Source organism: Pedobacter nanyangensis, assembly GCF_003313505.1.
GTDB classification, from domain to species: Bacteria; Bacteroidota; Bacteroidia; order Sphingobacteriales; family Sphingobacteriaceae; genus Pedobacter; species Pedobacter nanyangensis.
The window spans coordinates 308,371-333,912 of sequence record NZ_QMHO01000003.1 but is presented as its reverse complement, the minus strand read 5'-3'; the positions used below and the strand labels follow the sequence as shown (position 1 = coordinate 333,912).

Below are 25,542 nucleotides of genomic sequence, written 5' to 3'. Positions count from 1 at the left end.
GTATTTTACGCCATATCAAATGAACTATTGAACCAATAAACTAATGAACAAATCAGTTAGCCATAGTAAACACGAAATTATTGCTTGCGAGCGATGCGGGACCGCTATTGAGTGCAAGGCCAATGCTTACACCAAGTGCCAATGTAGCGTGGTGCAGTTGAGCATCAACGAAGTACAATACGTGAGCGAACTATATGAGGGTTGTCTTTGCGCAAAATGCCTGCTGGAATTACAGCAGGAATATCGGGAAGAATTGGGATAACCAAAGGCCGTTTATTTCTTTTTCACACCTTTTAAAATCATTAAACTTAAGGGATTAATTACATATCCGCTAATGTTGTTTTGTAGCATCACTACCGATTGATCATATAAAATTGGCACTACCGAAGCATTTTCTAATACCATATTATCCATTTTATGGTAAAGCTCAAACCGTTTCTCCGGGTCGCTTTCATAATAGCTTTGCTCAAAAAGCCGATCAAATTCTTTATTGAAATAGCCAGTATAATTGGGGCCAAAAGGCACTTTGTTTTTGGAGTAAAATACCGAGAGGTAATTCTCACCATCTGGATAATCCGCAATCCACGAACCTCTGAAAAAGCCCACTTCATTTTTAGACATTAAATCTCTTAAACTTGTGCTGGGGCTCACATCTACTTTGGCCCTAATGCCGATATTGCCCAATTCGCCCTGTATGAATTCAATCAAGTCCTTATAGGTGGTAGAGGTACTCAGTTTGATCTCTGGCATTCCTTTTCCATTGGGAAAGCCCGCTTCAGCAAGTAGCTTTGCCGCTAATGCTGGGTTGTAGTCGTAGCCTTTTACCTGGGTACTGTCAAAGCCTGGCATCCCTTTGGGAATAAAACCAGAAGTGGCTGGCGTACCGATACCATTACGAAGATATTTGATCAGCTTTTTACGGTCAATAGCATAGTTGATAGCCTGCCTAACTTTTTTAAATCTTAGTGGCGAGTTTTTAACAATGCTTTTGCCGGTATCTACTAAAATGCCCACATATTCTGTGCACAAGTATGCGCCTTTGGTTAACTGGAACTCGCCTTTGTATTTCCTGGTCATTTGGCCACTCTTGGTTAAAATATCATCGCGATAGCTCCCATCAACGCTGTAAAAGAAATCCAATTCTTTTTTTAGAAAGTTCATAAAGGCACTTTGCTTATCGTTAATGAAAGTTACCTTTACGGCATCCAAAAAGGGCATACGGTTACCGGAACTGTCTTTCTCAAAATAATTTTCGTTTTTAAGCAGTACCAATACTTCATCCTCTTTCCAGTATTTAAATTTAAAGGGGCCCGTACCTACGGGATGGTTCCTGAAATCTTTTCCGTAATGTTCAACCACTTCTTTAGGTACAACTGAACAATATTGGGCGGTCAATAAGTTCATAAAAGCAGGGAAAGGCTTTACCAGCGTTACCTGAAATGTACTGTCGTTTAAAGCAGAGAAGCTGCTACGGTCCTTCACCTTGTCGCTAAAAATCCAGCCTCCAGAAGAAGCTACTTTTGGGTCGATCAGTCGGTAGAAACTATAAGCAAAATCAGCTGCTACCACCTTCCGGCCTTTGCCGTTTTCAAATAAAGGATCGTCCTGGAAAAATACATCGTTCCGCAGGTTAAAGGTATAAGTAAGCCCATCGTTACTGATTTGCCAAGATTTTGCAATGCAGGGAATGGTATTTAAATCTTTATCTACTTGCACCAGTCCGTTAAAAATTTGGTTGATCATCCAAACCGCATTTTGGTTGCGGGCAAAAGCGGGGTCTAGTGACGTGAGGTTTTGGTCGAGGTTTATATTGAATACTTTTTTGTCGCTATCCCTATTGCTTTTACACGAAAAAAGAATAATGATACAGCAAAAACAAAATATATTGAGCTTAATGGTATGCATCGAAAGGGGAAATACTATTTTTGTACAATTAGAAACATTAGGAAGTTAAGGTACATTAAGTTTTCGAGCTAACAAAACTACTTCTTCTTAATATTTACTAATGGCCTAGTGCTTAATTTTTTCGTGAACTAACAAGCTATACAGATGTCTTCTTTAAGTGAACTTATAAATGCCGAAAATAATCCCACCTTGCGGGAGGAATTGTTGGAACGTTTGGCCATTGTTGAACACAAGATCAAGTTCATGGACAAGGTACCGGTATGTTTTTTGGATGCCTTAGGGCAACCTCATGTTGAGCTGGCCCCTTTTGCAGCGCTGGGTGGGGCAGTGTTAACCACTTCGCCAATGGAAGCGGTGTACGTTATTTTCCACGAACAAGGAAAGGGATTGGGTGATTTAATGAGAACTGCTCCTGTATTGATGAGTGAGGAATGGCCTGCCGTGAAATTTAACAGGGTTTGCCTTTTGGCCGACGACTATAAAACCAACCAAGTGCTCGAAACAGTTTCCTTGGTAGAAGATATTGCCGAAATGATTCACCCGGGCCATTTTATTTTTGGTTATGAAGGGGATAAATGGATCAGGTTTACGGTTTAAATAGAGCAAAGATAAAGGAGCAAGGAATATTGATCTTTAAGGGAAATTATGGCGGCGGCCATTGGTTGGCTTCTTTTGCCGTTTATGCGTTGGCGCAGGAATAGTAGCTAGGTATTATTGGTTATTCACCTTCCGTGCTGCGGGCTTCCCATTTTAATAAGCAATAAACTTGTCCATTTGCTGGTTGGTAAATTCCACTGTATCCTCTTTAAAAAGCTCGTCGTTCTCATTAATTTCCTGTTTAATGTACGAAATATGCAGGCGCAACGGCATTACATGGAGGTGCAGGTATGCGCAAACACCATTGAAATGCTCAATTCCTCTGATATTGCCATATTTGCCAGAAGAAACTCCAACCAAACAAGCTTTCTTATCGTAAAAACTTTCGGGGAAAGCACAGGCATCAATCAGTGCTTTCAGCACCCCCGGGTAGCTGCCGTTATACTCAGGAATCACAAACAAAAACTTACTGGTATTGGTCATCAACTCCTGTATCTTTTCAAAGGCTTCAGATTTTTTTCCATATAAATCTTCTGCAATGAAATTTTGGGGAAGGTCTTTTAGATCGAACAGGGAGGTTTGTAAGCCCTTTTTAGCCAGTTCTTTTTGATAATATTTAGCAACTTTTAGCGTATTGCTATGGGGTCTGTTGGTGCCGGCTATGATGGTTACCATGTAAAAATTGTTAATAAGATGTGTAAAACACAAACAGCGCCGATACTAATATTTAGTTTTAGTTCGTATCTTAGCTAATTGTTAAAAAATGCCTAAACATTACAAAAATAGCATTTTTTAAAGATTTTTAGTTTAAAATTAAGCCATTACAAGTTGTGGCGTTTTCAAGGAGAATAAATGAGTAAGATAATTGCTTTAGCAAACCAAAAAGGAGGAGTTGGCAAAACCACTTCATCTATTAATTTAGCAGCTAGTTTGGCCGTTTTGGAATATAGAACGCTTTTGGTTGATGCAGACCCACAGGCTAACTCTACTTCGGGCATTGGCTTTGATCCAAGGAACATCAAGAATAGCATTTATGAGTGCATTATTAATGATGTTGAGCCTACTGAGGCCATCGTAAAAACGGAAACGCCAAATCTTGATTTGCTGCCAGCCCACATTGATTTGGTTGGTGCCGAAATCGAGATGATCAACCTAACCAACCGCGAATACAAAATGAAAGCGGTGCTGGACAAAGTGAGAGATCAATATGATTTTATCATCATCGATTGTTCTCCATCGCTGGGCTTGATTACCATCAACTCCCTAACCGCAGCCGACTCAGTAATTATTCCCGTACAATGCGAGTATTTCGCTTTGGAAGGTTTGGGCAAATTATTGAACACCATTAAAATTGTACAAAACAGGCTAAACCCAGCTTTGGAAATCGAAGGAATTCTTTTGACCATGTACGACGTAAGGTTGCGCTTGTCTAACCAAGTGGTTGAAGAAGTGAAAACACACTTCCAGGATTTGGTTTTTGAAACGATTATCCAACGTAACACACGCCTTAGCGAGGCCCCAAGCTACGGTATATCGGTGATTATGCATGATGCCAATAGCAAAGGCGCAATCAACTATTTAAATTTAGCCAGAGAAATTGTTCGCAAGAACGGACTGATCAGCGAAGAGCAGGAAGTAAAAACAGCAAGTATTTAACATATATAGATGACATCTTTTCAAAGAAAGACCGGATTAGGCAAAGGATTAAGTGCGCTTTTGGATGACAACGAAACGGTAAATGCCGTTAAGCCTGCCGTAGAAAATGTACCTGCAACACCGCAAGTAGGAAGTATTAGCCATATCAGCATTGCTGATATCGAAACAAACCCTTATCAGCCACGTACAGAGTTTGATCAGGTAGCACTTGATGAACTTTCCGAATCGATCAAAGTACAAGGTTTGATCCAACCCATTACCGTACGTAAAAACGGTGATAAATACCAATTGATTTCTGGTGAACGTAGGTTTAGAGCTTCTAAACTTGCCGGTTTAACAGAAATTCCGGCTTATATTCGTACTGCCGATAACCAACAGATGTTGGAAATGGCTTTAATCGAGAATATCCAGCGAGAAAACCTAAACGCCATTGAGGTGGCTTTAAGCTTTCAACAAATGATAGACGAGTGTAACCTTAAAGCTGAGCAACTGGGTGAGCGTGTGGGCAAAAACCGCACTACGGTGGCCAACTACCTGCGCTTGCTGAAACTGCCTCCGGCCATACAGGCTTCCATTCGCGACAATAAAATATCGATGGGACATGCCCGTGCACTCATTTCGGTAGAAGATGAAGCCAAGCAACTTTTTATCCACCAAGAAATCATTGATAAGGGACTTTCTGTACGCAAGGTTGAAGAATTGGTACGTGGTATCCATCATGTACAAATAAAAGCGCCCGTAAAAACGGAGGCGGTTTCTTTTGAATATCAAAAACTACAGAATGATTTGGCCTCAAAATTTGCTACCAATGTGAAGTTAAAGGTTAAAGACAATGGCAAAGGCGCCATTGAAATTCCCTTTGTAAACAACGACGATCTTAATCGAATTTTAGAACTGTTAGATTGGTAATGCGGGCATTCTTGCTTTCTGTTGTACTTTGTTTCGTGTTTGCCCTAGCCAATGCGCAAAACCCCGTGAACCCGGCAAAGCAGGATACTACAGCTAAATTGGATACCATTGCTCCCCCAAAATATGTTAACCAAGGTAAAATAGCCGGTAAAAAGGCGGTTTACCGATCGTTGATTTTTCCTGGACTCGGGCAGCTTTATAATTACGGCTTGGTGGTTGATGACGTGAAGAACGGCAGGACAGAAGGTAAGAAAATTGGCCAAAAAATTTACCTCCTTGGTAAAATTGGAGCTATTTATGCCGGTGGAACCATGTTGGTGATGTCGTACATCGATAACAACAACAACTATAAGAGATTTTTAAGGGAACTACAGTATAGGCAGGCCAACGGCGGTGCACCCGATCCTAATAACGGGTTAACACAATATCCAAATGTAGACGCCCTTACCACCGCCAAAAACATTTATAGACGTAACCGCGAAGTGGTAATCATTTCCTTGGTAGGCCTATACGGCTTAAACGTTTTGGATGCCTACGTAACCGCCCGGCTAAAATATTTCAACGTTGACGAAACTTTGTCCATCAAGGTATCGCCATCTATCATCAATACAAACACCATGTACGGCCTTAATAATATTGCGCCTGCATTAAAACTCACCCTTAGATTATGAAGATAGCGCTTTTAGGCTATGGCAAAATGGGCCAAATTATCGAACGCTTTTCTATAGAAAGAGGGCACGAAGTTGTGCTTAAAATAGGTATAGAAAACCTGGAAGACTTTACCGTAGAAAATTTGGAAAAAGCCGATGTGGCTATCGACTTTAGTGCGCCGCATGCTGCCGTTGACAATATTTATAAATGTTTTGAAGCCAATGTGCCAGTGGTAGTAGGTACTACCGGTTGGTATGGCGAACTGCAAAGAATTAAAAACGATTGTGAAGCCAGTAACAATACCTTGCTTTATGGCTCTAACTTTAGCATCGGGGTCAATATCTTTTTCCATTTAAATAAAGTGTTGGCAAAACTGATGAACAATTATCCAGCCTATGATGTACAGGTAGAAGAGATACACCACACCCAAAAACTGGATGCCCCAAGCGGCACGGCCATGACTATTGCCGAGGGAATAATTGACGCGATGGATAGTAAGAAAGAGTGGGTAAACGAATTGGAAGGAACGCCAATTTCAGAAAAACTGAAAAATGATCAACTCCTGATCGAGTCGCTCCGGATTGAAAATGTACCCGGAACACACACGGTACTATATAGTTCAGAGGTTGATGATATTGAGATTAAGCACACGGCACATAGTAGGGCAGGTTTTGCCCTGGGTGCAGTAGTAGCCGCAGAATGGCTGCAAAATAAAAAAGGTTTTTACAGCATAGCTGATATATTTAATTTTAAAGATTAAGCAATGAATTGGAAATTCTGGCAAAAAAGAAAAGATTCAGATAAGCCTAAAAAGAAAAAAACGAAAACCAGAGAATGGGTTGACGCCATTGTATTTGCAGTGGTAGCGGCAACGATTATCCGAGTGTTTTTTATTGAGGCCTATACCATTCCTTCGGGTTCCATGGAACGCTCACTTTTGGTAGGCGATTTCCTTTTTGTAAGCAAGGTAAACTATGGTGCCCGTGTACCGATGACCCCGGTTGCTTTTCCATTTGCGCATCATACCATGCCCATTTTTGGGACTAAGGCTTATTGGGATGGCGTACAATGGAAATATAGAAGACTGCCTGGTTTTCAGGAGATCAAGCGGAACGATGTAGTGGTTTTTAATTTCCCCGAGGGTGATACCGTAGTGTTGGAACGACAGGACGACAATTACTATCAAATGCAATTGCGGGGCGAAAGCAGGGAATCGATCTGGTCGCAATTTAGCGTGGTGAGCAGGCCGGTAGATAAACGTGAAAACTTTATCAAACGCTGTATCGCTATTGCGGGCGATACCATGGCGATGAAAAATGGTCTGGCCATTGTAAATGGTAAGCCATCGCCTTTAGTTGGTACTGGTGGTTTTGGTTATACTGTGGAGTTTAATACGTCGGAGGTTAATTTAAAGCTTTTTGAAGAAATGGGCTTTAAAGTTGGGCCTACGGCATTGCCCACAGTTTTCAGGTTTGAAGGTACGCCTGACCTGATCAAAGAATTGAAAAAATCTCCCTATGTAAAGTCCGTTAGCGAAGAATTGACCGCTCCAGAGGAATATGACCCGTTGATTTTCCCTCATGATAAAAACAGGAAATGGAATTTGGACAACTACGGACCATTTGTGGTGCCTAAAAAGGGATGGACCGTTACTTTAGACAGCTTAAACATGCCTTTGTACGAAAGAGCTATCCGTATTTATGAAGGAAATCAATTAGAAAAAGTAGGCAACGACTGGATGCTGAACGGCAAAAAGGCCACAACTTATACCTTTAAAATGAATTACTATTGGATGATGGGGGATAACCGTCATGCATCGGCAGATTCGCGCTACTGGGGTTTTGTACCCGAAGACCACATTGTGGGCAAGGCATTGTTTATTTGGCTGAGCGTCGATGGCGAAGGTTCCTTCTTTAACAAAATAAGATGGAGCCGGATTTTTAAAGGCATCCATTAGATAAAAACATCAGTGCGGGGTGCGAGACTTATTTCATATGCTATCGCATTAAGATTGCTTCGTATTGCGCAATAACGAGAATTTTAAAGCATCACTCTAAAAAGTGATGCTTTTTTTGTGCACTGGATCTAGGCTTGACTTATGAAGTAATTTCAATTGTTTTCAGCGGTAAGTAGTGGTGTCGTTGTTTCAAAACTTCGTAAGTCTTCAGTTCCTCTGATCGCCTGTCGTTTCAACCAGCGCAACGAGTAGTAGATCTGGCAATTTTTTCATTTATGAATATATTTTTTAGACCTCGAAGCGGTCAAATCTTTATAAAATCCACTAATATTTCATACGACTCCTACAGAGTCGCATTTGCCCATAATCTTTTCCTATAACTATTGAAATCCGTCGGATTTTAAATTGAACGCAGTTTAGTACTGGTGGATTATTATCTCCGCTGGAGAAGAAGATTGCTGCTCAATGAGATTGAGTTTTTGGAATATATTATGGTACGCGCAAAAAAAAGTATACTCTAAAAAGTGATGCTTTTTTTGTGGAATGTTATGCAAATAGAAATAGTCTTGCATCATGGTAGTATAAATTCATTAAATATGGGAAAGAAACTACTATCTGCATTGCTGCTCTTTATTCATTTCGCAGTTTTTGCGCAAGACAATCAAATCAATGTAAATTCAAAAATTGCTGGTGTTACCGTATTCATGAACGGTGCACAGGTACTACGCCAGTCAGATATGGTAGAGTTGCCCCAAGGGGTAAGTTTACTTGTTTTTTCGGGTCTTTCGTCAAGTATTGAAACCCAAAGTTTACAAGCCAAAGGTGAGGGGAATTTTACCATTTTATCAGTTACCCGTCAAAGTAATTTCTTGTTGGAAAAGAAGAAATCAGCGCAAAAAATGGCATTGGAAGCCAAGTTGGCAGAGATTGCTGATAAGATGGTTGCACTGAGAAATGAAATTGCCGTTTACAAAGCTGAAGAGGAAATGTTGATGAAAAACCAAACGGTAATGGGACCAAATGTAAATTATGATTTGGTTAAGCTTAAAGCGGCGTTGGATTTTCAGAAGCAGCGATTGAGCGAAGCAAAAACCAAGCAAATTTCGATAGAAAAAGAAATCAGTCAGCAGGAAGAACAGTTCAAGAAACTAAACAGGCAAATTGCAGAGGTAGATGGCAAGCCCATTGGTAATGCCAGCGATGTCGTGGTAAAAGTTTCTGCAAAAGCGGCTACTAAAGGTAAGTTTACATTGGCTTATTTAGTGAAAAATGCCAGTTGGTATCCAAGTTACGATATTAGGGCCATTGATGTGGCCAGCCCGATACAATTGGTTTATAAGGCCAATGTGAGCCAAAACTCAGGGGAAGACTGGAAAAATGTAAAATTAACTTTGTCTTCTGGAAATCCATCCAATAATAATGAAAAACCAAAATTGCCAACGTACTTATTGGGTTATTTAAGTGCTGGATATTCGTTTTTTAGTCCAACAGCAGCTACTTCAAATTTGGTACAAGGTAAAGTGGTAGATGATACTGATAATTCTGCCTTGCCAGGTGTTTCCATAAGGGTTAAAAATTCTTCAATTGCTACAGTGACTGATCCAGACGGTAATTATTCGATACAAATGCCTGTTGGCGCAAATAAGTTACAGTTTTCTTACATCGGTTATGATCCGCAGGAACTGACCGCTTCTTACGGACAGGTAAACGTGAGACTGAAGCCCGATACCAAACTTTTACAGGAAGTGGTGGTGATGGGATATGGAAGTGCTAAGTCAAACACAACGGCTAGCCCTTCGCCTCAACTTCGTATTAGAGGGGTAAATTCAATTTCGTCTGTCCCGTTGGAAGTGGCCAGCGTAGAAAAACAAACTAATGTTAGTTTCGAAATAAAAATGCCTTATACGATTTTGAGCGATGGCAAACAGGCTGCGGTAGACATTGGCAATTACGACTTTAAAGCAGCATACGAATATTACGCTGTTCCAAAAGCAGCAGCTGATGCTTTTTTAACGGCTAAAATTACCGACTTTAATGATATTAACTTGATTAGCGGCGAAGCCAATATTTTCTTTGAGGGAACTTACTTGGGCAAAACCTTATTAGATGTGCAGCAAGCAGATACGTTGACCATATCGTTAGGGGTAGATAAAAATGTATCGGTAAAACGCGAAAAGCAAAAAGGATATACGGAAAGACAATTTATTGGTTCGTCGCAAAAGGATAGCAGGCATTTTGTAATTGAGGTAAAAAACAGAAAAAGCCAAGCCATTAACTTAACCATAGAGGACCAAATTCCGGTAGCCACCAACAGCGACATTAGTGTAGAGAAGCAAGAACTTTCGAAAGCCAAGCTGGATGAAGCTACAGGCAAATTGATTTGGCAGTTTTTGTTACAGCCTAATGAACAAAAAAAGCTAGATCTGAAATATCAGGTAAAGTATCCGAAAAACAGGCCGGTTAATATTGAGTAAGGAGATTGATTTTGTTAGACTTACGAAGTTTCAAAAAACTTCGTAAGTCTTATTATATTCCAATTAGCTTACCATTGGCTTGTATTTGTTACAGTTATCAAAAATTATCCATAAATTGATGAGGAAGAATGGGGCGGCAAGTGGTAAACCTTGTGGTAAGTAAGTGGCGTGGTGTAGCATAATACCTACCATGATCGGAAAAATGACAATGGCCCCCAATGCCCTTGTTTTAGGGATCGCAAATAACAGACCGCCCAATATTTCAATAGTGGCCACTAAAGGCATCAGCCATTTTATGCTGGCCATAGCCATACCTACGGCTAAAACTTCACCTTCCATTTTTGGTATGGGCATGTAATGTAAAAACTTGTCGAGCCCAGCGTTAATGAACATCAGTCCGAATAGTACGCACAAAATTAGTTTTACAATTTTCATTAGTTTATGTTTTTAAATTTTGACTTGTAATTAAAGTTAAATAAAAATATTTACAAAGTTGCAAGTTTAACATGTTGTTTTTTAGAGCTTTAGGTTGTGTGTAGCCGGTTTTGTATGGGTGCCTTGGAAAGGGAAATGCTTTGATAGGAAACCATCAGGGAATCGAAAATCCGAAGGATTTCAATGCTTATAGATAAGTATGTGGGGGAAATTATGCGACTCCTGCGGAGTCGTACCCGGAGCGGTGGGGATGTTTTTATAAATATTTGACCTGTTCGAGGTCTTAGCTGCTCAAGTTATGGTTTGTTCTGTTTTTATACGGCTGCCTTGGAAAGGAAAATGCTTTGATAGGAGCTGTTTCACGCGCTTTTAGCAGTGGCGTCCTCTTGGCAAAAGGGCATAAAACGATCAAGATTAAACCCGATTGTAGTGGAAATACTTTTTGTTAGGGTAACGGAAATAAAGCGGTTATGCTGAGGAACGAAGCATTTGGAGGCGATGAAACAGAACCTTTGCTCACAGGTTGACAGGGGTTACAAAAAGATTGTAACGAAAGCGGGGCTGAAATAATCCAAGAACTACTATTTTTGCTTTTCGAAAAACAAAAAAGTGCTATGCCTAACAGCGGTATGGCCGCATCTCTCCTGAAAAGAAAATATTTTTTAACGTGCTTGCAACCTTTGGGCAGAAACCTACATCTACCCTTATGCAAGCGAACAAATGAAGGTGGCTAAAATATATACGTTAGATGAACTGATGAAAGGTTGTAAGGCCGGCAACAGGCAGATGCAGGAAATGCTGTATAAGCAAACTGCGTCGAAAATGTTGGCGGTTTGCATGCGCTATGCCAAGGATAGGATGGAGGCTGAGGATGTTTTGCAGATAGGGTACGTAAAGATTTTTCAAAAGGTTGGAGAGTTTAAGGGCGAAGGTTCTTTTGAAGGATGGATGCGCCGCATTATGGTAAATACCGCTATTGAAAGTTACCGCAAAAATTTACGGTCTTTAAATGTAGTACCTATTGAGGATGCTTATGAACAACCTTCGAATGGTTTTGACTTTGGCAGTTTGGGTATGCAGGATTTGATGAAAGTGATACAGAAACTGGCCGATGGCTACAGAATGGTGTTCAATATGTACGCAATTGAGGGCTATTCGCATAAGGAAATTGCGGAAACCTTGGGAATTACCGAAGGAGCAAGCAAATCGCAGCTTTCGAGAGCTAGGGCGATTTTACAACAGGAAATTTTAAAATTGGAGGGCTTTGGTTATGCAACACATGCCGGATAATGATTTTGACAATTTGTTTAGAGACAAATTGATGAATGCAGAGGTTGAACCCTCAGCAAATTTATGGGCCAATATTGAAGGGCAATTGGCGGTTAAGCCTAAACGCAGGTTTCCTTTGATGTGGGTGGCAGCCGCCAGTGTGGTTGCCGTAACCTCGGCAATATGGTTTAGCCAAGGCGGAGAGAAAATTTACCTGCAAAGTGCCGCAACGGAGGTTGCAGTGGCCCAGCCAGTGGTAGAGCAGCCTGTATTGGTTGTGGAAGCGCCTCAAACGGAGCAAAATGAACCTGCACCGGTAAATGTGCATAGGGTGGCTAACCGTAACCTGGCCAAAAGGGAAGTACCGGCTGCCGTAGTAGCGCAATTGGTAGATGAATCAAAAAATAATATTGCGGTCGTGCAACCATCTGTACAAAATGAACATCTACCTATTAAACGAGCAGAAGTTAGGGCACTGGATGTAGTGAATACGGGAAATGTTGTGCCGGTAAATACTGTAGCGCAAAGCGATGCCAGCATGATTGCAAGTTTGGGAAATTTAACTGATGACGATAATGCTACAGCACAAACGGCTGAAACCAATAAAAAGGGAATACGTAACATGGGCGATTTGATCAACTATGTGGTTGAAAAAGTAGATAAAAGAGAGAAAAAACTTATCAAATTCAATACGGATGATGATGATAACTCTTCGATTATTGGACTGAACATTGGCTTTGTTAGGTTGAATAAGAAAAAATAGGAGCAGGATTTTGGGCTTGGAGGATGAACAGGATGATTTTATAACCTTCCAACATGCCAACTTTACAACAATATAAACACACACAAATGAAACATCTAATTTTAAAAGCAGTATTGGTAAGTGGACTTACTTTTATAGCAGCGGGAAGCTTAAAAGCACAAGAGGTTAAAGATAGCGTTAAGCGCAAAAAGTTTGAAATTAACTACGGCGTTGGTATTACCATAGGGGAGAAGAAAGATAGCACTGGCAAAGTCGATCAAAATAAAGGTCGTTTTGTAGGCGGCATTACCTTTACACGTTTGGATATTGGCCTGGCCAAATTGATTGACAATGGAAGTTTTACCTTATCGGGCGCTAATGATTTCCTTGATTACAAACCTTGGAAAACGAGCACGCTTTCTTTTGATGTTTTACAGTTTGGCTATAGGTTTAACAACCACTTTAAAATTTATTTAGCGGGTGGTTTTGATTGGACACATATCCGTTTGGATAGGGATATTACCATTCAAAAAAACAAACCAACTTTGGAGTACAAGGAAGAGGACGTAATTTTCAGCAAAAACCGTTTTTCGAGCAGCTATGTTCACGTACCATTAAACTTTGAGTTTAGAACCAAAGAGAACAACCATGGCAAACGCTTTAGGTTTGTAATTGGGCCAGAGATTGGATTTTTATTGGGCGGAAAGGTTAAACAAATCAGCGATGAATTTGGTAAAGTGAAAATAAAAGACGACTACCATTTTGCTCCTTTCCGCTACGGCGGTACCCTGAGAATTGGTTACGGTGGCTTAGGATTGTTTGCTAAATACAATGCCAACGATATGTTTGATACCGATGCCCAAAAAGGATTAAAAAGCATGTCGTTTGGTTTAACATTTGGCTTGAACTAAACATTAAGGCATTAGGAAACCTTAAGCCTCAACTATACTTAATGTTTTGCATAAAAATACACGCACACAGCAATGAAATCAATCCCGTTTCTGATATAGAGACGGGATTTTTTTTATTGTTGGAAATTGTTTAGGTATTTGGCAGTAAAACTACATGGGCGTAGAGAGGGGAGGAGATGATATTAAAGCAAACAGTTGGTTTGAAGATATTTATTGATGTGTAACATTGCGCTAGCGAGGTCTTCGGAAGGCGTAAGTTGGTCTTTGGAAGATCGGAATGGTTTTATCGGATACAATGTTATTCTTTGGTTAAGTTACTGCCAAGGAAATGGACGATAAACAAAGGTTCTTTTTAACTATCTTTACCCACGTGAACGAAATCATCATTAGTGTTCAAAACTTAACTAAACAGCACCAGGCAGAGCAGTTATCGGGTATTTCTGGAGTTAGTTTTGATATTCAAGCGGGCGAAATTGTAGCCATTATCGGCGAAAGTGGTAGTGGAAAATCGACCTTGTTAAAATCTATCTACGGTTTGTTGAAAGTAGACGAGGGCGAGGTGCTGTTTAACGGAAAGCGGGTGAAGGGCCCTGATGAACAGCTTATTCCGGGGCATGCGGATATGAAAATGGTTACCCAGGATTTTTCGTTGAACATTTATGCCAAGGTGTACGATAATATCGCCGCTATGCTGTCTAATACCAATGTGGCGCTAAAGCAGCAGAAAACCATGGAGGTGATGGAGCACCTGCGCATTACTGCGCTTAAAAACAAAAAGATTATTGAACTGAGCGGGGGCGAGCAGCAACGGGTGGCCATTGCCAAAGCTTTGGTGAGTGACACCAAGGTGCTGCTGCTGGATGAGCCTTTTTCGCAAGTGGATGCTATTCTGAAAAATCAATTGCGTGCCGATATCAAACGTTTATCCAAAGAAACCGGGCTTACCATTATCATGGTTTCGCATGATGCTACCGATGGCTTGTTTATGGCAGATCGTTTGGTGATTTTAAGGGAAGGTAAACTGCAGCAACAAGGCAGTCCAAGGGAAGTTTATGGCCAGCCAACCAATACCTATACCGCCAAAATGTTGGGGAATGCCGTAGTGCTTTCTAAGCAGCAGGCCCAACAACTGGAACTTAAGGTAACTAAAGAGCAGGTTTGCTTTTATCCCGAATGGGTAGAGCTAAAGGCAAGCTGGTCGGCCAAGAAGTTTAACGTACGGGATATTTACTATAAAGGTTTTTATGATGAACTGCTTTTGGAAAGAAACGGCGTGCATATCAGGGCCCTACAGTTAAACAGCGGCGAGCATAAAAAAAACGACCAAGTGTATGTAAACATTGGCCGTTTTCTGGAATTTTAATTATTAATTAACCACAGATACACCGGTTTTCTAAACCTTTTATCTGTGCATCTGTGGCCTACAAATGTTTAAACATTTGCTTTAGCACTTTTATACCAATTTGAAATTGTTTCTCGCCATCCTTTACTGCGTAGGATTTTGCGTTAATTTTCCTGGGTACGAGTTAATGGCATCTTGAGGGATGTAGTAAATTACCCTAAAGTCGGTAGCTGCAATGTTTGCCGTTTGGTTATGGGGGCCAGGGTATTGGCGGTTAAGGGGCTTTCCGTTCCTGAAAACATCAAAACTGCGCTCTGCCTGGTAGGCCAGCTCCAACTGTCTTTCTTTATCGATCCTATCACCTGCATTGCTGGCATTTAGCGAAGTATAGCCGCCGTTAACGATAGAGCGGTTTCTGATGGTATTCAAATCGTTAAGCGCCAGGCCATAGTTTTGCAGTTTGGCGTAGGCTTCGGCCCTGTTTAAATAAACTTCTCCCAACCTGCTGATTACTGGAGAATGCAATTGCGAATCTTCGCCCTCTCTAGAGCATTTCACAATATAAAATTGAGGATAAACACGGTTTAAGGTAATGAAATAGTCGATATACCCGGTGTAGGTTTTGCCATCCTTATAGGTGATGGTATAAATACCCTGTGCGGCATCAACAGCGGTAAGGGTATAAGTAGCCGCCCCTTCAGCACAGGTAATGGTACTGCCGTTGCGGGTAGTATTTAACTGCACATAATTTAAGGTATTGTTTACATCATCTTTGATAAACCTAAATACTTCGGTGTAGGCTCCTGCAGCATTTTTGGCATAGGTAGGTTCAATAAAGGCAGCCCTGGCATCTACGATTTTATAGCTGTCAGGCCTCCAATCGTTTCTTCCGGTTTCGTTAAGCAAACCGATGTATTTTGCACTGGCATACATTTCGCCCCAACCCATACCGCCAATGTTGGAGTACATGCCACCTACCCCATAATAGTGGTCGAAACCAGAAAATTCTGAGGCCACACGTTTGATTGCGAAAATGGTTTCCTTGTTGTTTTCTGGGGTAAGGGTATTGTATTTCATAAACTGCGCTCTTGGCAACAGGCTGTAGGTTCCCGAAGCATCTATCACCTTGGTTGCATAATCCACGGCAAGCTGGGCATAATTTTGGTTGGGGTTTTCATAAGTTCCACTCATGTAAAGATAAACTCTCGAAAGCATGGCCTGTGCGGCAGCCTTAGAGGCAAAAATTGGCCCTTTATTTACCGAGATCAGTTCTTCGGCCTTTTTCAGGTCGGCAATTACCTGCTCATAAGTGGCCTTAACGCTTGATCTATCGGGCAGGGTTACATTTTTAATGTCGGCAGGAGTTCCGTTTACAATTGGAACGCCCAGGTTAGTTTCCGGATTTTGATAATATGGTCGGCCAAACGCACGAACCAAATAGAAATACATCATTCCACGGATATAATAGCACTCGCCCAATTTACTGTCAATAGCTGCGCTTTTACCTTGCGGGATCATGTTAATGATATTGGAAGCCTGTGCAATGGCTTTGTAGCCGCTGTCCCAAAAGGTAGATAATCTACCGTTGTTTGGTGTTCTGGCAAAGGATATAAATTCGTAAAAGGCATCTGTAGACGATCCCCTGATCATGATATTGTCGCCGGCGTATTCACCTAAACGGTGCATGGGGTCAGACCAGGCTTTAAGCTGCGCATACGTTCCGTTTAACAGGGCATCTATGGAGTTTTCCGGGTTTTTGGCTATGTTTTCGGCTTTGGCATAGCCGTATGGTTCTCTATCAATTTCGCAAGATGATAGAGCTATCGTAGTTAAAATTATCGTTAATATCTTTTTCATTTTATTTTTTTTAGAATGAAACATTAAGTCCTAACATGAATTTTCTGGTCATTGGATACACCGCTGGTCCGGTTGAGAACAGCACCGTTCCACCGTCGCTGGTAGGGATCTCTGGATCAACACCCGAGTATTTGGTGATGACAAACAGATTTTCTCCCGTTAGGAAAACCCTAAGGTTTTTGATCTTGTATTTTTTCAGGTTAACATGATATCCCAGGGCCAGAGAACGTAGCCTAAAGAAGTCGTTGCTTTCAATAAAACGAGATGATACTAGATTTCCCTTGTCCTGGTTGTTATATCGTGCAACAGGGTGTGTGGCTACATCGCCAGGTTTTTGCCATCTGCTCCAGCCATCCATTAATTTCATTTGGTTCCTATCGGTATAGGTTCCGTCCGAATCGTATTCCTGACGCGAATAGTTATAAACTTTACCGCCAATGGAATAGCCGAAAACGGCATTCATGTCAAAATTTTTCCAAGATAGCGAGGTGGTTATGCCCCCAAAAATATCTGGCGAAGCTTTATCTAATATTTCGAAGGTTGCTTTACTGTAATCGGAGGTAGTTGTTCTTGCGGTTTCCTTGCCACTTGCATCTCTGGTTACGATGTACCACATCGGTTTCCCGTCAGCAGGGTTTACTCCAGCCCATTCTTTCAGGTAATATGTATCAACAGGGATGCCTATTTTTAACAAGCGGCTAGCTGAACCGGCCACACCTAGTTTATCGTCCTGGATGATATCCTTGGCCGTATAAGTGCCATCTGCGTTCCTGGTTTTATAGATATCGGTAAGTTTGTTTTTATTATGGCCAAGGTTGATGTCCAAACTCCACTTGAAATCAGAAGTACGTATAATATCGCCTCCAAGATTTACTTCTATCCCCTTGTTTTTCATTTCACCTACGTTTTGGTCCATGAGGTTTACGCCGGTTAAACCCGAGATTCGCACACCAGTGATGATGTTGTCGGTATTTTTAACATAATAGTCTAAGTTCAATCTTAATCTGTTGTTAAAAGCGGCGAGGTCCAAACCTACCCCGGTAGTATAGGTTTGCTCCCAGGTAAGGTCTTTGTTGCCCGGAAAAGCGATTAACAAACCTGGTATTCCGTTGTAACTGGCCGAGGTATTCACCGCATATAGATCAAACTGTGGATATAGCGAAGTTGGCCGATTACCTACGGTACCGTAAGCAGCACGAAGTTTTAGGTTGTTGATTTGGCTTAGCTTAAACCAGTTTTCGCGATGAATGTTCCAGCCAGCGCCTACAGAAAAAAAGTTGCCGTATTTTACACCAAAGTTAGAAGCCCCATCCCTGCGCACTGAAAATTGTAAAAGATACTTGCCATCATAAGCATAGTTTGAATTAAAGAACAAAGATTGCATGGCCCATTCGCTTATTGCCCCTTTGGTTCTTTCTGGTTTAGCGGTTACGTCAAGCACTTCAAAACCGGGTACAATGCCGGTGCCATAAGCATCTAATGTTTTGGCACTATAATCGTTAAATTCATAGCCGGCCAAAGCATTAAAATCATGCTTGCCCCATAAATTTTGGTAGCGTAAAATTTGGTTGGTATAGCGTCTGGTATATTCCGATCGGTAATCGGTAATACGTCCGTTTACACTTTGTCCGCCGTTTGACCTGGGATCAGTATAGCTGCTGCCTGCATAAGCGTTGTATCTGTAGTTGTTAACCGAAGAAAAGGTAAAGTTTTTATTGATTTTGATGTCGAAATCAAAATTGCCCATAAATTCGTAATTGGTATTGGCAGACTTGTTCCACTGCAGGTCATACAGGTAATTGGTACTTGCACTGTTTACCCACAAACTTGAGCGGTGTCCTACCAAGTTGCCATTGGCATCATACGGACTATCCCATGGCAGGTTGGAATACATGGAGGTTACAGAGTACTGTTTGTCATCAACCGCACGGCGGGAACCTACAATGGAAGGCTTAATGGTTAACCATTCAAAAGGCTTATAAACAGTGTTCAACCTAAAATTGTAACGTTCGTAATCATATCCTCTTACGGCACCCGATTCATCATAGTATCCTACGGATAGGAACGATTGTAGTTTTTCGGTGCCTCCTTGTATCGAGATATTATGGTTTTGGTTAAAGCCCTGTTTGGTGGCTAAATCCCACCAATCAAAATTGCTGTTGCGCAGCTCGGGTTTCCAACGTGGAAAGGCAATGGAGCTGGCATTGGCAAATGATGCGTAATAATCATAAAGCTCTGCGCCGTTCATTACCTCTAGGTTACCATTGGTAAGGGTTGTTAAACCGGCTCTGGAGGAGACATCTATGCTCATTTGTCCAGATTTTGCCCTTTTGGTGGTAACTACTACTACGCCATTGGCTCCTTGCGAACCATAAATTGCAGTTGAAGCAGCATCCTTTAACACGGTAAGGTTTTCGATATCCTCTGGATTGATCTCGCCGGGGCTTGAGCCTACAATTACCCCATCAATTACCCAAAGTGGACTGGTTGTGCCGTTTAAAGTAGCTTGTCCACGGATAATCACTGCACCTACGCTTCCTGGTCTTCCCGAGCCTGGGGCTACAAATAAGCCAGGTGCTTTACCCGCAAGCAGATTTTGTACATTGGGTGAGGTTACATTTTTTAGCTTATCTCCGCTAATGGTACTTAACGAACCAGTTAGGCTTTCTTTTTTCTGTACCGAGTAACCTACTACCACTAACTCGCCTAGCGTTTCCGAAGATTCGCTAAGGGTGATGTTTCCTAGAGAAGCCCCAGTTACGGTAACTTCCTTTGTGGTATAACCTATAAAGTTGATGACTAATACATCGCCTGTTTTGGCCTGGATGCTAAAATTACCCGAATTATCGGTAGAGGTAACTTTGGTGGTGCCTTTTACGGTTACGGTTACGCCTGGTATGCCAAGTCCATTAGCATCTTTTACGGTGCCCGAAACGGCTTGTTGAGCTGCCATTTCCTCGGTGTTACTTGGATTTTTGTAGATGGCGATGTCTTTTGCGCTCGCGAAAGTGGAGATCCCCACGGTAAGCAGCGTGGCAACCTTCATGGTGGCAAAAAAGAGATTTAAAGGTTTTTCGCCTTTTAATCGCTGAGGTGGGTTGTTTTTTGTCTGGTTAGTTTTTTGTTTCATTGGAACTGAAGTTTTGTTCTTAATGCACTTAGTTAGTTTGGTGAAGTGTAATGCTTCAAAGTCGATCAGTGTTTTGGGTTAGGGTTTGTTTCAAGTCTGTTTTTTGTATTAGTAATGGTTGTATGGGTAATGGTGTTGTTTACTTTGCGTATTGTTTTTCACTGATAGGCGAAAGCGTTGGAGAGCGTTGGAGAACGTTGGAGAGCGTATAGGCAAATGATTTATTCACTCCCAAGATGTATGAATTTTCAGGTCATAGGTTTATGAAAGTTTGGTTTTGGCTAATAGTTTGGTTAGTAAGTATTAGCAAATCTAAAACTTGAAAGAGTAAGGTTTTAGTTAAAACTTAGCGCAAACGCTTGCGCAATGGGGCATGTTTTTCAGATGACAAATGATAGGATAGATGCTTTTAGCATACATATAAGGTACTACAGATAGGTATGTAACTTTTCCGTGTGTTTTTGAACGCAAACGTTTGATTTTTGTACTGCTTAGGAGGCATTTATCGATGAACTGTTTGCGAGTTATTACAGCCTTTGACGGAATATGGGGAGCTGTAAAAGTTTGGGAGGAGAAAGGCACAAAAAAACGGCCAATGTTTGTACACATTGACCGTTTTTTGAATTATCATCAGATTGTTTTACTCCGATGCAATAAGTATAATTTTTACTCGAACAGTTGAAGTTGGTTTAATTGGAGCTCTGTCTTGATAATCTGAACTTTGGATATCTATTGACAGTCCGCCATTGTAAACCTCATAACTGTAAGCATCTACATTATAAACAAATGGGAGCTGTATATAGCTTTGGCCACTATTATAGGAGATATAAACTAATGTTCCTTCATTATCAACATGGTATTTGTCAATTAATTTATCGATAACTGTAGCACTGAATGTTAATCCATCATTACTTGGGACCCATTGAGAAGGAGCAATATCTCTTACAATAGTAATATTAGGAGCTTGGTTAATAATGGTGTCTTTCTTGCATGAAGCCAAACCTAGTGTGGCAACGCAGAGTAGGAGTAGGGTTAGTTTTTTCATTTTGTGTGTGGTTTGTTTTTGGTTTAGAAACTCCTATGTGTGTGCAGTAGGATATTTCAAATTCAAGTTTCATTTGTGTGTGGTTAAGCTTATAACAAAACTATTGCCAAAATATTTGTAAGGCTTGTGCCAAAACACAAAGTTTAATAAACAAAAATCAATAAGCTTTGTTTTTAGTTGTTTTTAGGCCTTTTTTTAAACTTTTGTAATCAAAAAAATGTGCAGTTATTTTTTTAACTATTCTTTATGGTTGTTAAAATGGATATTTTTTGGAGCTTTTTTAAAGAAGAATAGGAGACAATATTTGCCTCCTATTTACTTAATATAAAAAAATAATGGAAAAGCTTTGCTATTACACTCGTCATTGCGAGGCACGAAGCAATCTTACAACATTGTGTCATTCCGACGTTAGGAGGAATCTTTTATTTAGTGCTACTCGTATACAGATTCTTCGCTTCGCTCAGAATGACAGAAAGAAAGATTGCTTCGTGCTTCGCAATGACGAAATTTGTGTTAAACCAAATACTCAAACAAAGTTGCGTCTTGGTTCAATTCAATTACATCAAACTTAAATTCCTTTAAGCGTTGTAAAATGCCTGCATAATCTTCTTTTTTGGCCAATTCAATGCCTACTAAAGCAGGCCCGTTTTCGCGGTTGGTTTTTTTAATGAACTCGAAACGGGTAATATCATCCTGTGGGCCTAAAACCTCGTTCACAAAAAGTTTTAAAGCTCCTGGGCGCTGCGGAAAACGTACAATAAAGTAATGCTTCAATCCCTCGAAAAGCAACGACTTCTCTTTGATTTCCTGCATGCGCTCAATATCGTTGTTTCCGCCGCTCACAATACAAACTACCGTTTTGCCAACAATCTGATCTTTTACCTGCTCCAATGCGGCTACCGATAAAGCTCCCGCAGGTTCTACCACAATGGCGTCTTCGTTGTATAGTTTTAAAATGGTGGTACAAATCTGTCCCTCTGGGATCAAATAAGTAGAACTCAATAAATCGCTGCAATATTTGTAGGTAATCCAGCCCATTCTTTTCACGGCGGCACCGTCAACAAAACGCTCTATGTTTTCTACGGTTACTGGCCCGCCATGTTTTAAGGCTTCACTTAATGAGGGTGCACCTAAGGGCTCTACCCCAAAAACCTTCACATTGGGTTTTACGGTTTGCAGGTAAGCGGTTACGCCAGAGGCCAGGCCGCCACCGCCAATGGGCACCACAATGGCATCCAGTTCGGGCAAGTCCTGATAAACCTCCATCATTACCGTAGCTTGTCCTTCAATCACTTTCTCATCGTCAAACGGAGGGATGAATGTGGCGGATTTTTCTTCGCTGTAAGCTAAGGCTTCTTTCAAGCAATCGTCAAAAGTATCGCCTATTAAAATCACTTCAACGTTATCGCCGCCAAACATATTTACCTGGGTAATTTTTTGTTTGGGTGTAATTTCGGGCATAAAGATAACGCCTTTGATGCCTAGCTTTTTGCAGGAATAAGCTACTCCCTGCGCATGGTTGCCCGCACTGGCGCATACTACGCCATTTTTTAATTGATCGGCAGTTAAACCACTGATTTTGTTATAGGCACCGCGTAATTTGTAAGAACGTACAATTTGCAGATCCTCCCGCTTCAAATAAATATTGGCATTGTACTTTAAAGAAAGTCCTGCATTATACTCCAAAGGAGTTCTTTTTACCACCCCTTTTAAGGTGGCAAAAGCTTTGTCGAAGTCGAAAGTATGTGTTGTCGTTGTATCCATATGCTTAATCCCGTATCTACGGGACTTTTAATTTTTATTTTTTTGAAAAGCAGTTTGGCTTTTCATTGGTTGCGGTAGTCCTGCTATTCGTTGCAAGTTTTTGTTGGTGCTGTCATGCTGGGCTTGCCGAAGGATTTTCATCGCTTACAGATGCTTCGACAAGCTCAGCATGACATTCAACGGTTGGTTGTGCTAACAAAAAGCTTTCCACTACTATCAGGTTTAGTTAACTTTATGCAATGCTTGTAAATCCTCCCCCAACCCCCTCCAAAGGGGGACACATGGCGGTTAGGCAATTTGTATGTCCCCCTCTCCGAGGGGGTAAGGGGGAGGAAATGAAATTCTACCGCCCTTAATTTAGTTTTTTACTTTCTATCGCTTTAAGATTGCTTTCCCGAAATGTCGGGATAAGCTCTCATTCCTCTCCGACAATTCGGAGTAAACTCTCGCAATAACGAAAATGGCTACGGAACTACGTTATTCAAAGAAAAGCTTAGCTCAATTTAGTTGCTAAATGCAAAGCCACCAGCTCGTTTAAATCCCCATCTTCAATACCTTGTTTTTTATCTGCTAAGTCTAAGAATGCGGTATAAACCACCGCCAATTGCTCTTTATCCAAAGCATGGCCTAATCGGTCTAAGTGGTGTTTCAAAGCATGTCGGCCACTTCTGGCGGTAAGTACAATGGTGGCATCAGGAAAACCCACATCCTCTGGTCTGATGATTTCGTAGTTTTCACGATTTTTCAAGAAACCATCTTGGTGAATGCCCGAACTATGTGCAAAGGCATTGGCGCCAACAATGGCTTTGTTAGGTTGTACCGGCATATTCATTAGGCTACGCACTTGGTGGCTGATTTCGTAAAAGCCCTGTGTATTGATGTTGGTATGTAGTCCCAAGGTTTTGTGCGTTTTTAAAATCATCACCACTTCCTCCATCGAAGTGTTGCCGGCACGCTCACCGATCCCGTTAACGGTACATTCCACCTGGCGGGCACCATTTTGTAAACCAGCAATAGAGTTGGCCGTAGCTAAACCTAAATCGTTATGGCAGTGGCAAGAAATGATGGCCTTGTCAATATTTTTTACGTTCTCTTTTAAGTATAAGATTTTTGAACCGTATTGATCTGGCAAGCAGTAACCATTGGTATCTGGAATGTTTACCACGGTAGCACCAGCGGCAATTACCGCTTCAATCATCTTTGCTAAATACTCAATATCTGCACGACCAGCATCTTCCGCATAAAACTCTACATCTTCAACATATTTCTTGGCATACTTTACGGCTTCAATGGCACGCTCTAAAATTTCTTCCCTAGTGCTGTTGAACTTGGTTTTAATATGCATATCAGAAGAACCGATACCCGTGTGGATACGAGGTCTTTTGGCATAACGTAGCGCATCGGCCGCCACATCAATATCATTTTTATTGGCTCTGGTTAAGGCACAAATAATAGGGTCGTTCACTGCTTTCGATAGCTCAATTACGCTATTAAAATCGCCAGGGCTAGAAACAGGGAAGCCTGCCTCAATTACATCTACACCTAGTAGTTCCAACGATTTCGCAATTTCAATTTTTTGAGGGGTGCTCAACTGGCAACCTGGCACCTGCTCGCCGTCACGCAAGGTGGTGTCAAAAATGTGTACTTTATTTGGGTCGTGTAACATAAGTTTTTAGGTTTAGGTTATTGTGCTAAATATTTTAATACTAATTGTCCCATTTCTTGGGTGCCTAATATTTTGCTGGCTTCGGTATTTTGGTCGGCAATGTCGCCAGTTCGGTAACCATCTTTTAAGGCTTGGTCCACAGCGCTCACCAGGGCTTTTGCTTCTTCTGGTAGGCCGAAACTAATTTCTAACATCAGCGCTGCCGATAGGATAGAAGCCAATGGATTAGCCAGGTTTTTGCCTGCAATATCATGGGCCGAACCGTGGATAGGTTCGTAAAAGCCTACCCCATCACCTACAGAGGCAGAAGCTAGCATACCCATTGAACCCGCAATTTGCGAAGCTTCATCAGTGAGGATATCGCCAAAAAGGTTGGCGGTTAGTACCACGTCAAATTTCTTCGGATTTTTAATCAACTGCATGGCCGCATTGTCGATAAACATGTGCTCGGTTTCTACATCAGGGTATTGTTTGGCAATTTCCTGCACCGTTTCGCGCCATAAACGAGAAGACTCCAGTACGTTCGCTTTATCTACCGAACACAATCTTTTGCTGCGTTGTTGTGCGGCCTGGAAAGCTTTGTGTGCAATGCGTTCTACTTCATATCTGTGGTAAATCATCAAATCTGAAGCGGTGTTTCTGTCTTCCGAACGTTTCTTTTCCCCGAAGTAAACATCACCTGTTAATTCTCTGAAAAATAAAATATCGGTGCCTTTTAAGATGTGCGCTTTGATGCTGGATGCTTCCAGTAATTCGTCGAATAAGAGGATAGGGCGAAGGTTCGCATATAAGCCCAGTTCTTTTCTGATTTTTAGTAAGCCTTGTTCTGGTCTAACCTTTAAAGAAGGATCATTGTCGTACATCGCATGACCAATGGCCCCGAATAAAATCGCATCGCTTTTACGTGCTTTTTCTAAAGTTTCCTCAGGGAGTGGATTGCCCGTTACTTCAATGGCTGCGTGGCCCATCAAGGCCTCGTCGAAAGTAAATTCGTGGCCGTAGTTTTTTGCGATTTGCGCTAGCGCTGCTTTTCCCCATTGGGTTACTTCTTGGCCAATGCCATCACCAGGTATTACTAATATGTTTTTTTTCATTGTATGTGATATGTTTTCGTGCGACAATTATCACGCTTAATTCTTGGAGATTGCTTCGTCGTTCCTCCTCGCAAAGACGACAATAGTTCCGTCATTGCGAGGTACGAAGCAATCTCATCGGTTTAAGGGTTAAGCTTT

General features: G+C 41.3%; 21 protein-coding genes. 12 read left to right on the top strand and 9 right to left on the bottom strand.

Features of this window, described 5'->3' with window-relative positions:
- Positions 1-43 precede the first annotated feature (43 nt).
- On the top strand, positions 44-262 hold the full coding sequence (locus tag DUT71_RS07430; RefSeq protein WP_113661904.1) for a cysteine-rich CWC family protein: 219 nt from the start codon (positions 44-46) through the stop codon (positions 260-262).
- An 11-nt stretch (positions 263-273) separates the two neighbouring features.
- Here the strand turns inward: DUT71_RS07430 and DUT71_RS07425 are convergent, their stop codons facing one another.
- Positions 274-1,743 carry an ABC transporter substrate-binding protein gene (locus tag DUT71_RS07425; protein WP_240186875.1) on the bottom strand — a complete coding sequence of 490 codons (1,470 nt, stop codon included), beginning with the start codon at positions 1,741-1,743 and terminating at the stop codon, positions 274-276.
- A gap of 306 nt (positions 1,744-2,049) precedes the next feature.
- On the opposite strand from DUT71_RS07425, the gene DUT71_RS07420 reads away from it, so the two are divergent.
- Positions 2,050-2,502, top strand: coding sequence for a hypothetical protein (locus tag DUT71_RS07420; protein ID WP_113661902.1), 453 nt, complete (start codon positions 2,050-2,052; stop codon positions 2,500-2,502).
- Positions 2,503-2,655: 153 nt separating this feature from the next.
- Here the strand turns inward: DUT71_RS07420 and DUT71_RS07415 are convergent, their stop codons facing one another.
- Entirely contained in the window at positions 2,656-3,177 is a 522-nt protein-coding gene (locus DUT71_RS07415; RefSeq protein WP_113661901.1) for an NADPH-dependent FMN reductase, read from the bottom strand.
- 177 nt (positions 3,178-3,354) lie between these two features.
- Between DUT71_RS07415 and DUT71_RS07410 the strand changes: the two genes are divergently transcribed.
- The 6 genes from DUT71_RS07410 to DUT71_RS07385 all read left to right on the top strand — a co-directional run bounded on the left by DUT71_RS07410 (position 3,355) and on the right by DUT71_RS07385 (position 10,149).
- Positions 3,355-4,158 carry a ParA family protein gene (locus tag DUT71_RS07410; RefSeq protein ID WP_113661900.1) on the top strand — a complete coding sequence of 268 codons (804 nt, stop codon included), beginning with the start codon at positions 3,355-3,357 and terminating at the stop codon, positions 4,156-4,158.
- A 9-nt stretch (positions 4,159-4,167) separates the two neighbouring features.
- Entirely contained in the window at positions 4,168-5,067 is a 900-nt protein-coding gene (locus DUT71_RS07405; RefSeq protein WP_113661899.1) for a ParB/RepB/Spo0J family partition protein, read from the top strand.
- Positions 5,067-5,738 carry a DUF5683 domain-containing protein gene (locus DUT71_RS07400; protein ID WP_113661898.1) on the top strand — a complete coding sequence of 224 codons (672 nt, stop codon included), beginning with the start codon at positions 5,067-5,069 and terminating at the stop codon, positions 5,736-5,738. Before DUT71_RS07405 ends, DUT71_RS07400 begins: the two co-directional genes overlap by 1 nt.
- Complete coding sequence (gene dapB / locus DUT71_RS07395; RefSeq protein WP_113661897.1) at positions 5,735-6,478, top strand: 4-hydroxy-tetrahydrodipicolinate reductase; 744 nt, start codon at positions 5,735-5,737, stop codon at positions 6,476-6,478. The genes DUT71_RS07400 and dapB overlap by 4 nt, the downstream gene beginning before the upstream one ends.
- 3 nt (positions 6,479-6,481) lie before the next feature.
- Positions 6,482-7,675, top strand: a complete 1,194-nt coding sequence (gene lepB, locus DUT71_RS07390) for a signal peptidase I (protein ID WP_113661896.1) — start codon at positions 6,482-6,484, stop codon at positions 7,673-7,675.
- A gap of 596 nt (positions 7,676-8,271) precedes the next feature.
- A complete protein-coding gene (locus tag DUT71_RS07385; protein WP_162795971.1) occupies positions 8,272-10,149 on the top strand; it encodes a mucoidy inhibitor MuiA family protein in 1,878 nt (625 codons plus the stop codon).
- Between the two features lie 63 nt (positions 10,150-10,212).
- Here the strand turns inward: DUT71_RS07385 and DUT71_RS07380 are convergent, their stop codons facing one another.
- Positions 10,213-10,584 (bottom strand): DoxX family membrane protein, encoded by a 372-nt coding sequence (locus tag DUT71_RS07380; protein WP_113661894.1) that lies wholly within the window; start codon positions 10,582-10,584, stop codon positions 10,213-10,215.
- A gap of 720 nt (positions 10,585-11,304) precedes the next feature.
- On the opposite strand from DUT71_RS07380, the gene DUT71_RS07375 reads away from it, so the two are divergent.
- The 4 genes from DUT71_RS07375 (at position 11,305) to DUT71_RS07360 (ending at position 14,869) form a co-directional block, all read left to right on the top strand.
- Positions 11,305-11,874 carry an RNA polymerase sigma factor gene (locus DUT71_RS07375; RefSeq protein ID WP_113661893.1) on the top strand — a complete coding sequence of 190 codons (570 nt, stop codon included), beginning with the start codon at positions 11,305-11,307 and terminating at the stop codon, positions 11,872-11,874.
- Positions 11,849-12,616, top strand: coding sequence for a hypothetical protein (locus DUT71_RS07370; RefSeq protein WP_162795970.1), 768 nt, complete (start codon positions 11,849-11,851; stop codon positions 12,614-12,616). The genes DUT71_RS07375 and DUT71_RS07370 overlap by 26 nt, the downstream gene beginning before the upstream one ends.
- Before the next feature lie 86 nt (positions 12,617-12,702).
- Positions 12,703-13,506 (top strand): outer membrane beta-barrel protein, encoded by an 804-nt coding sequence (locus DUT71_RS07365; RefSeq protein WP_113661891.1) that lies wholly within the window; start codon positions 12,703-12,705, stop codon positions 13,504-13,506.
- A gap of 328 nt (positions 13,507-13,834) precedes the next feature.
- Entirely contained in the window at positions 13,835-14,869 is a 1,035-nt protein-coding gene (locus DUT71_RS07360) for an ABC transporter ATP-binding protein (RefSeq protein WP_240186874.1), read from the top strand.
- A 123-nt stretch (positions 14,870-14,992) separates the two neighbouring features.
- Here the strand turns inward: DUT71_RS07360 and DUT71_RS07355 are convergent, their stop codons facing one another.
- The 6 genes from DUT71_RS07355 to leuB all read right to left on the bottom strand — a co-directional run bounded on the left by DUT71_RS07355 (position 14,993) and on the right by leuB (position 25,404).
- A complete protein-coding gene (locus tag DUT71_RS07355; RefSeq protein ID WP_113662131.1) occupies positions 14,993-16,705 on the bottom strand; it encodes a RagB/SusD family nutrient uptake outer membrane protein in 1,713 nt (570 codons plus the stop codon).
- Between the two features lie 10 nt (positions 16,706-16,715).
- The gene (locus DUT71_RS07350) at positions 16,716-19,835 is read right to left on the bottom strand and encodes a SusC/RagA family TonB-linked outer membrane protein (protein WP_113661890.1); all 3,120 of its coding nucleotides are present in this window, start codon (positions 19,833-19,835) and stop codon (positions 16,716-16,718) included.
- A 640-nt stretch (positions 19,836-20,475) separates the two neighbouring features.
- A complete protein-coding gene (locus tag DUT71_RS07345) occupies positions 20,476-20,880 on the bottom strand; it encodes a YajG family lipoprotein (RefSeq protein ID WP_113661889.1) in 405 nt (134 codons plus the stop codon).
- Positions 20,881-21,393: 513 nt separating this feature from the next.
- The gene (ilvA, locus tag DUT71_RS07340) at positions 21,394-22,644 is read right to left on the bottom strand and encodes a threonine ammonia-lyase IlvA (RefSeq protein ID WP_113661888.1); all 1,251 of its coding nucleotides are present in this window, start codon (positions 22,642-22,644) and stop codon (positions 21,394-21,396) included.
- 493 nt (positions 22,645-23,137) lie between these two features.
- The gene (locus DUT71_RS07335; RefSeq protein WP_113661887.1) at positions 23,138-24,310 is read right to left on the bottom strand and encodes a 2-isopropylmalate synthase; all 1,173 of its coding nucleotides are present in this window, start codon (positions 24,308-24,310) and stop codon (positions 23,138-23,140) included.
- Between the two features lie 17 nt (positions 24,311-24,327).
- The gene (leuB, locus tag DUT71_RS07330) at positions 24,328-25,404 is read right to left on the bottom strand and encodes a 3-isopropylmalate dehydrogenase (protein ID WP_113661886.1); all 1,077 of its coding nucleotides are present in this window, start codon (positions 25,402-25,404) and stop codon (positions 24,328-24,330) included.
- Positions 25,405-25,542: the final 138 nt, after the last annotated feature.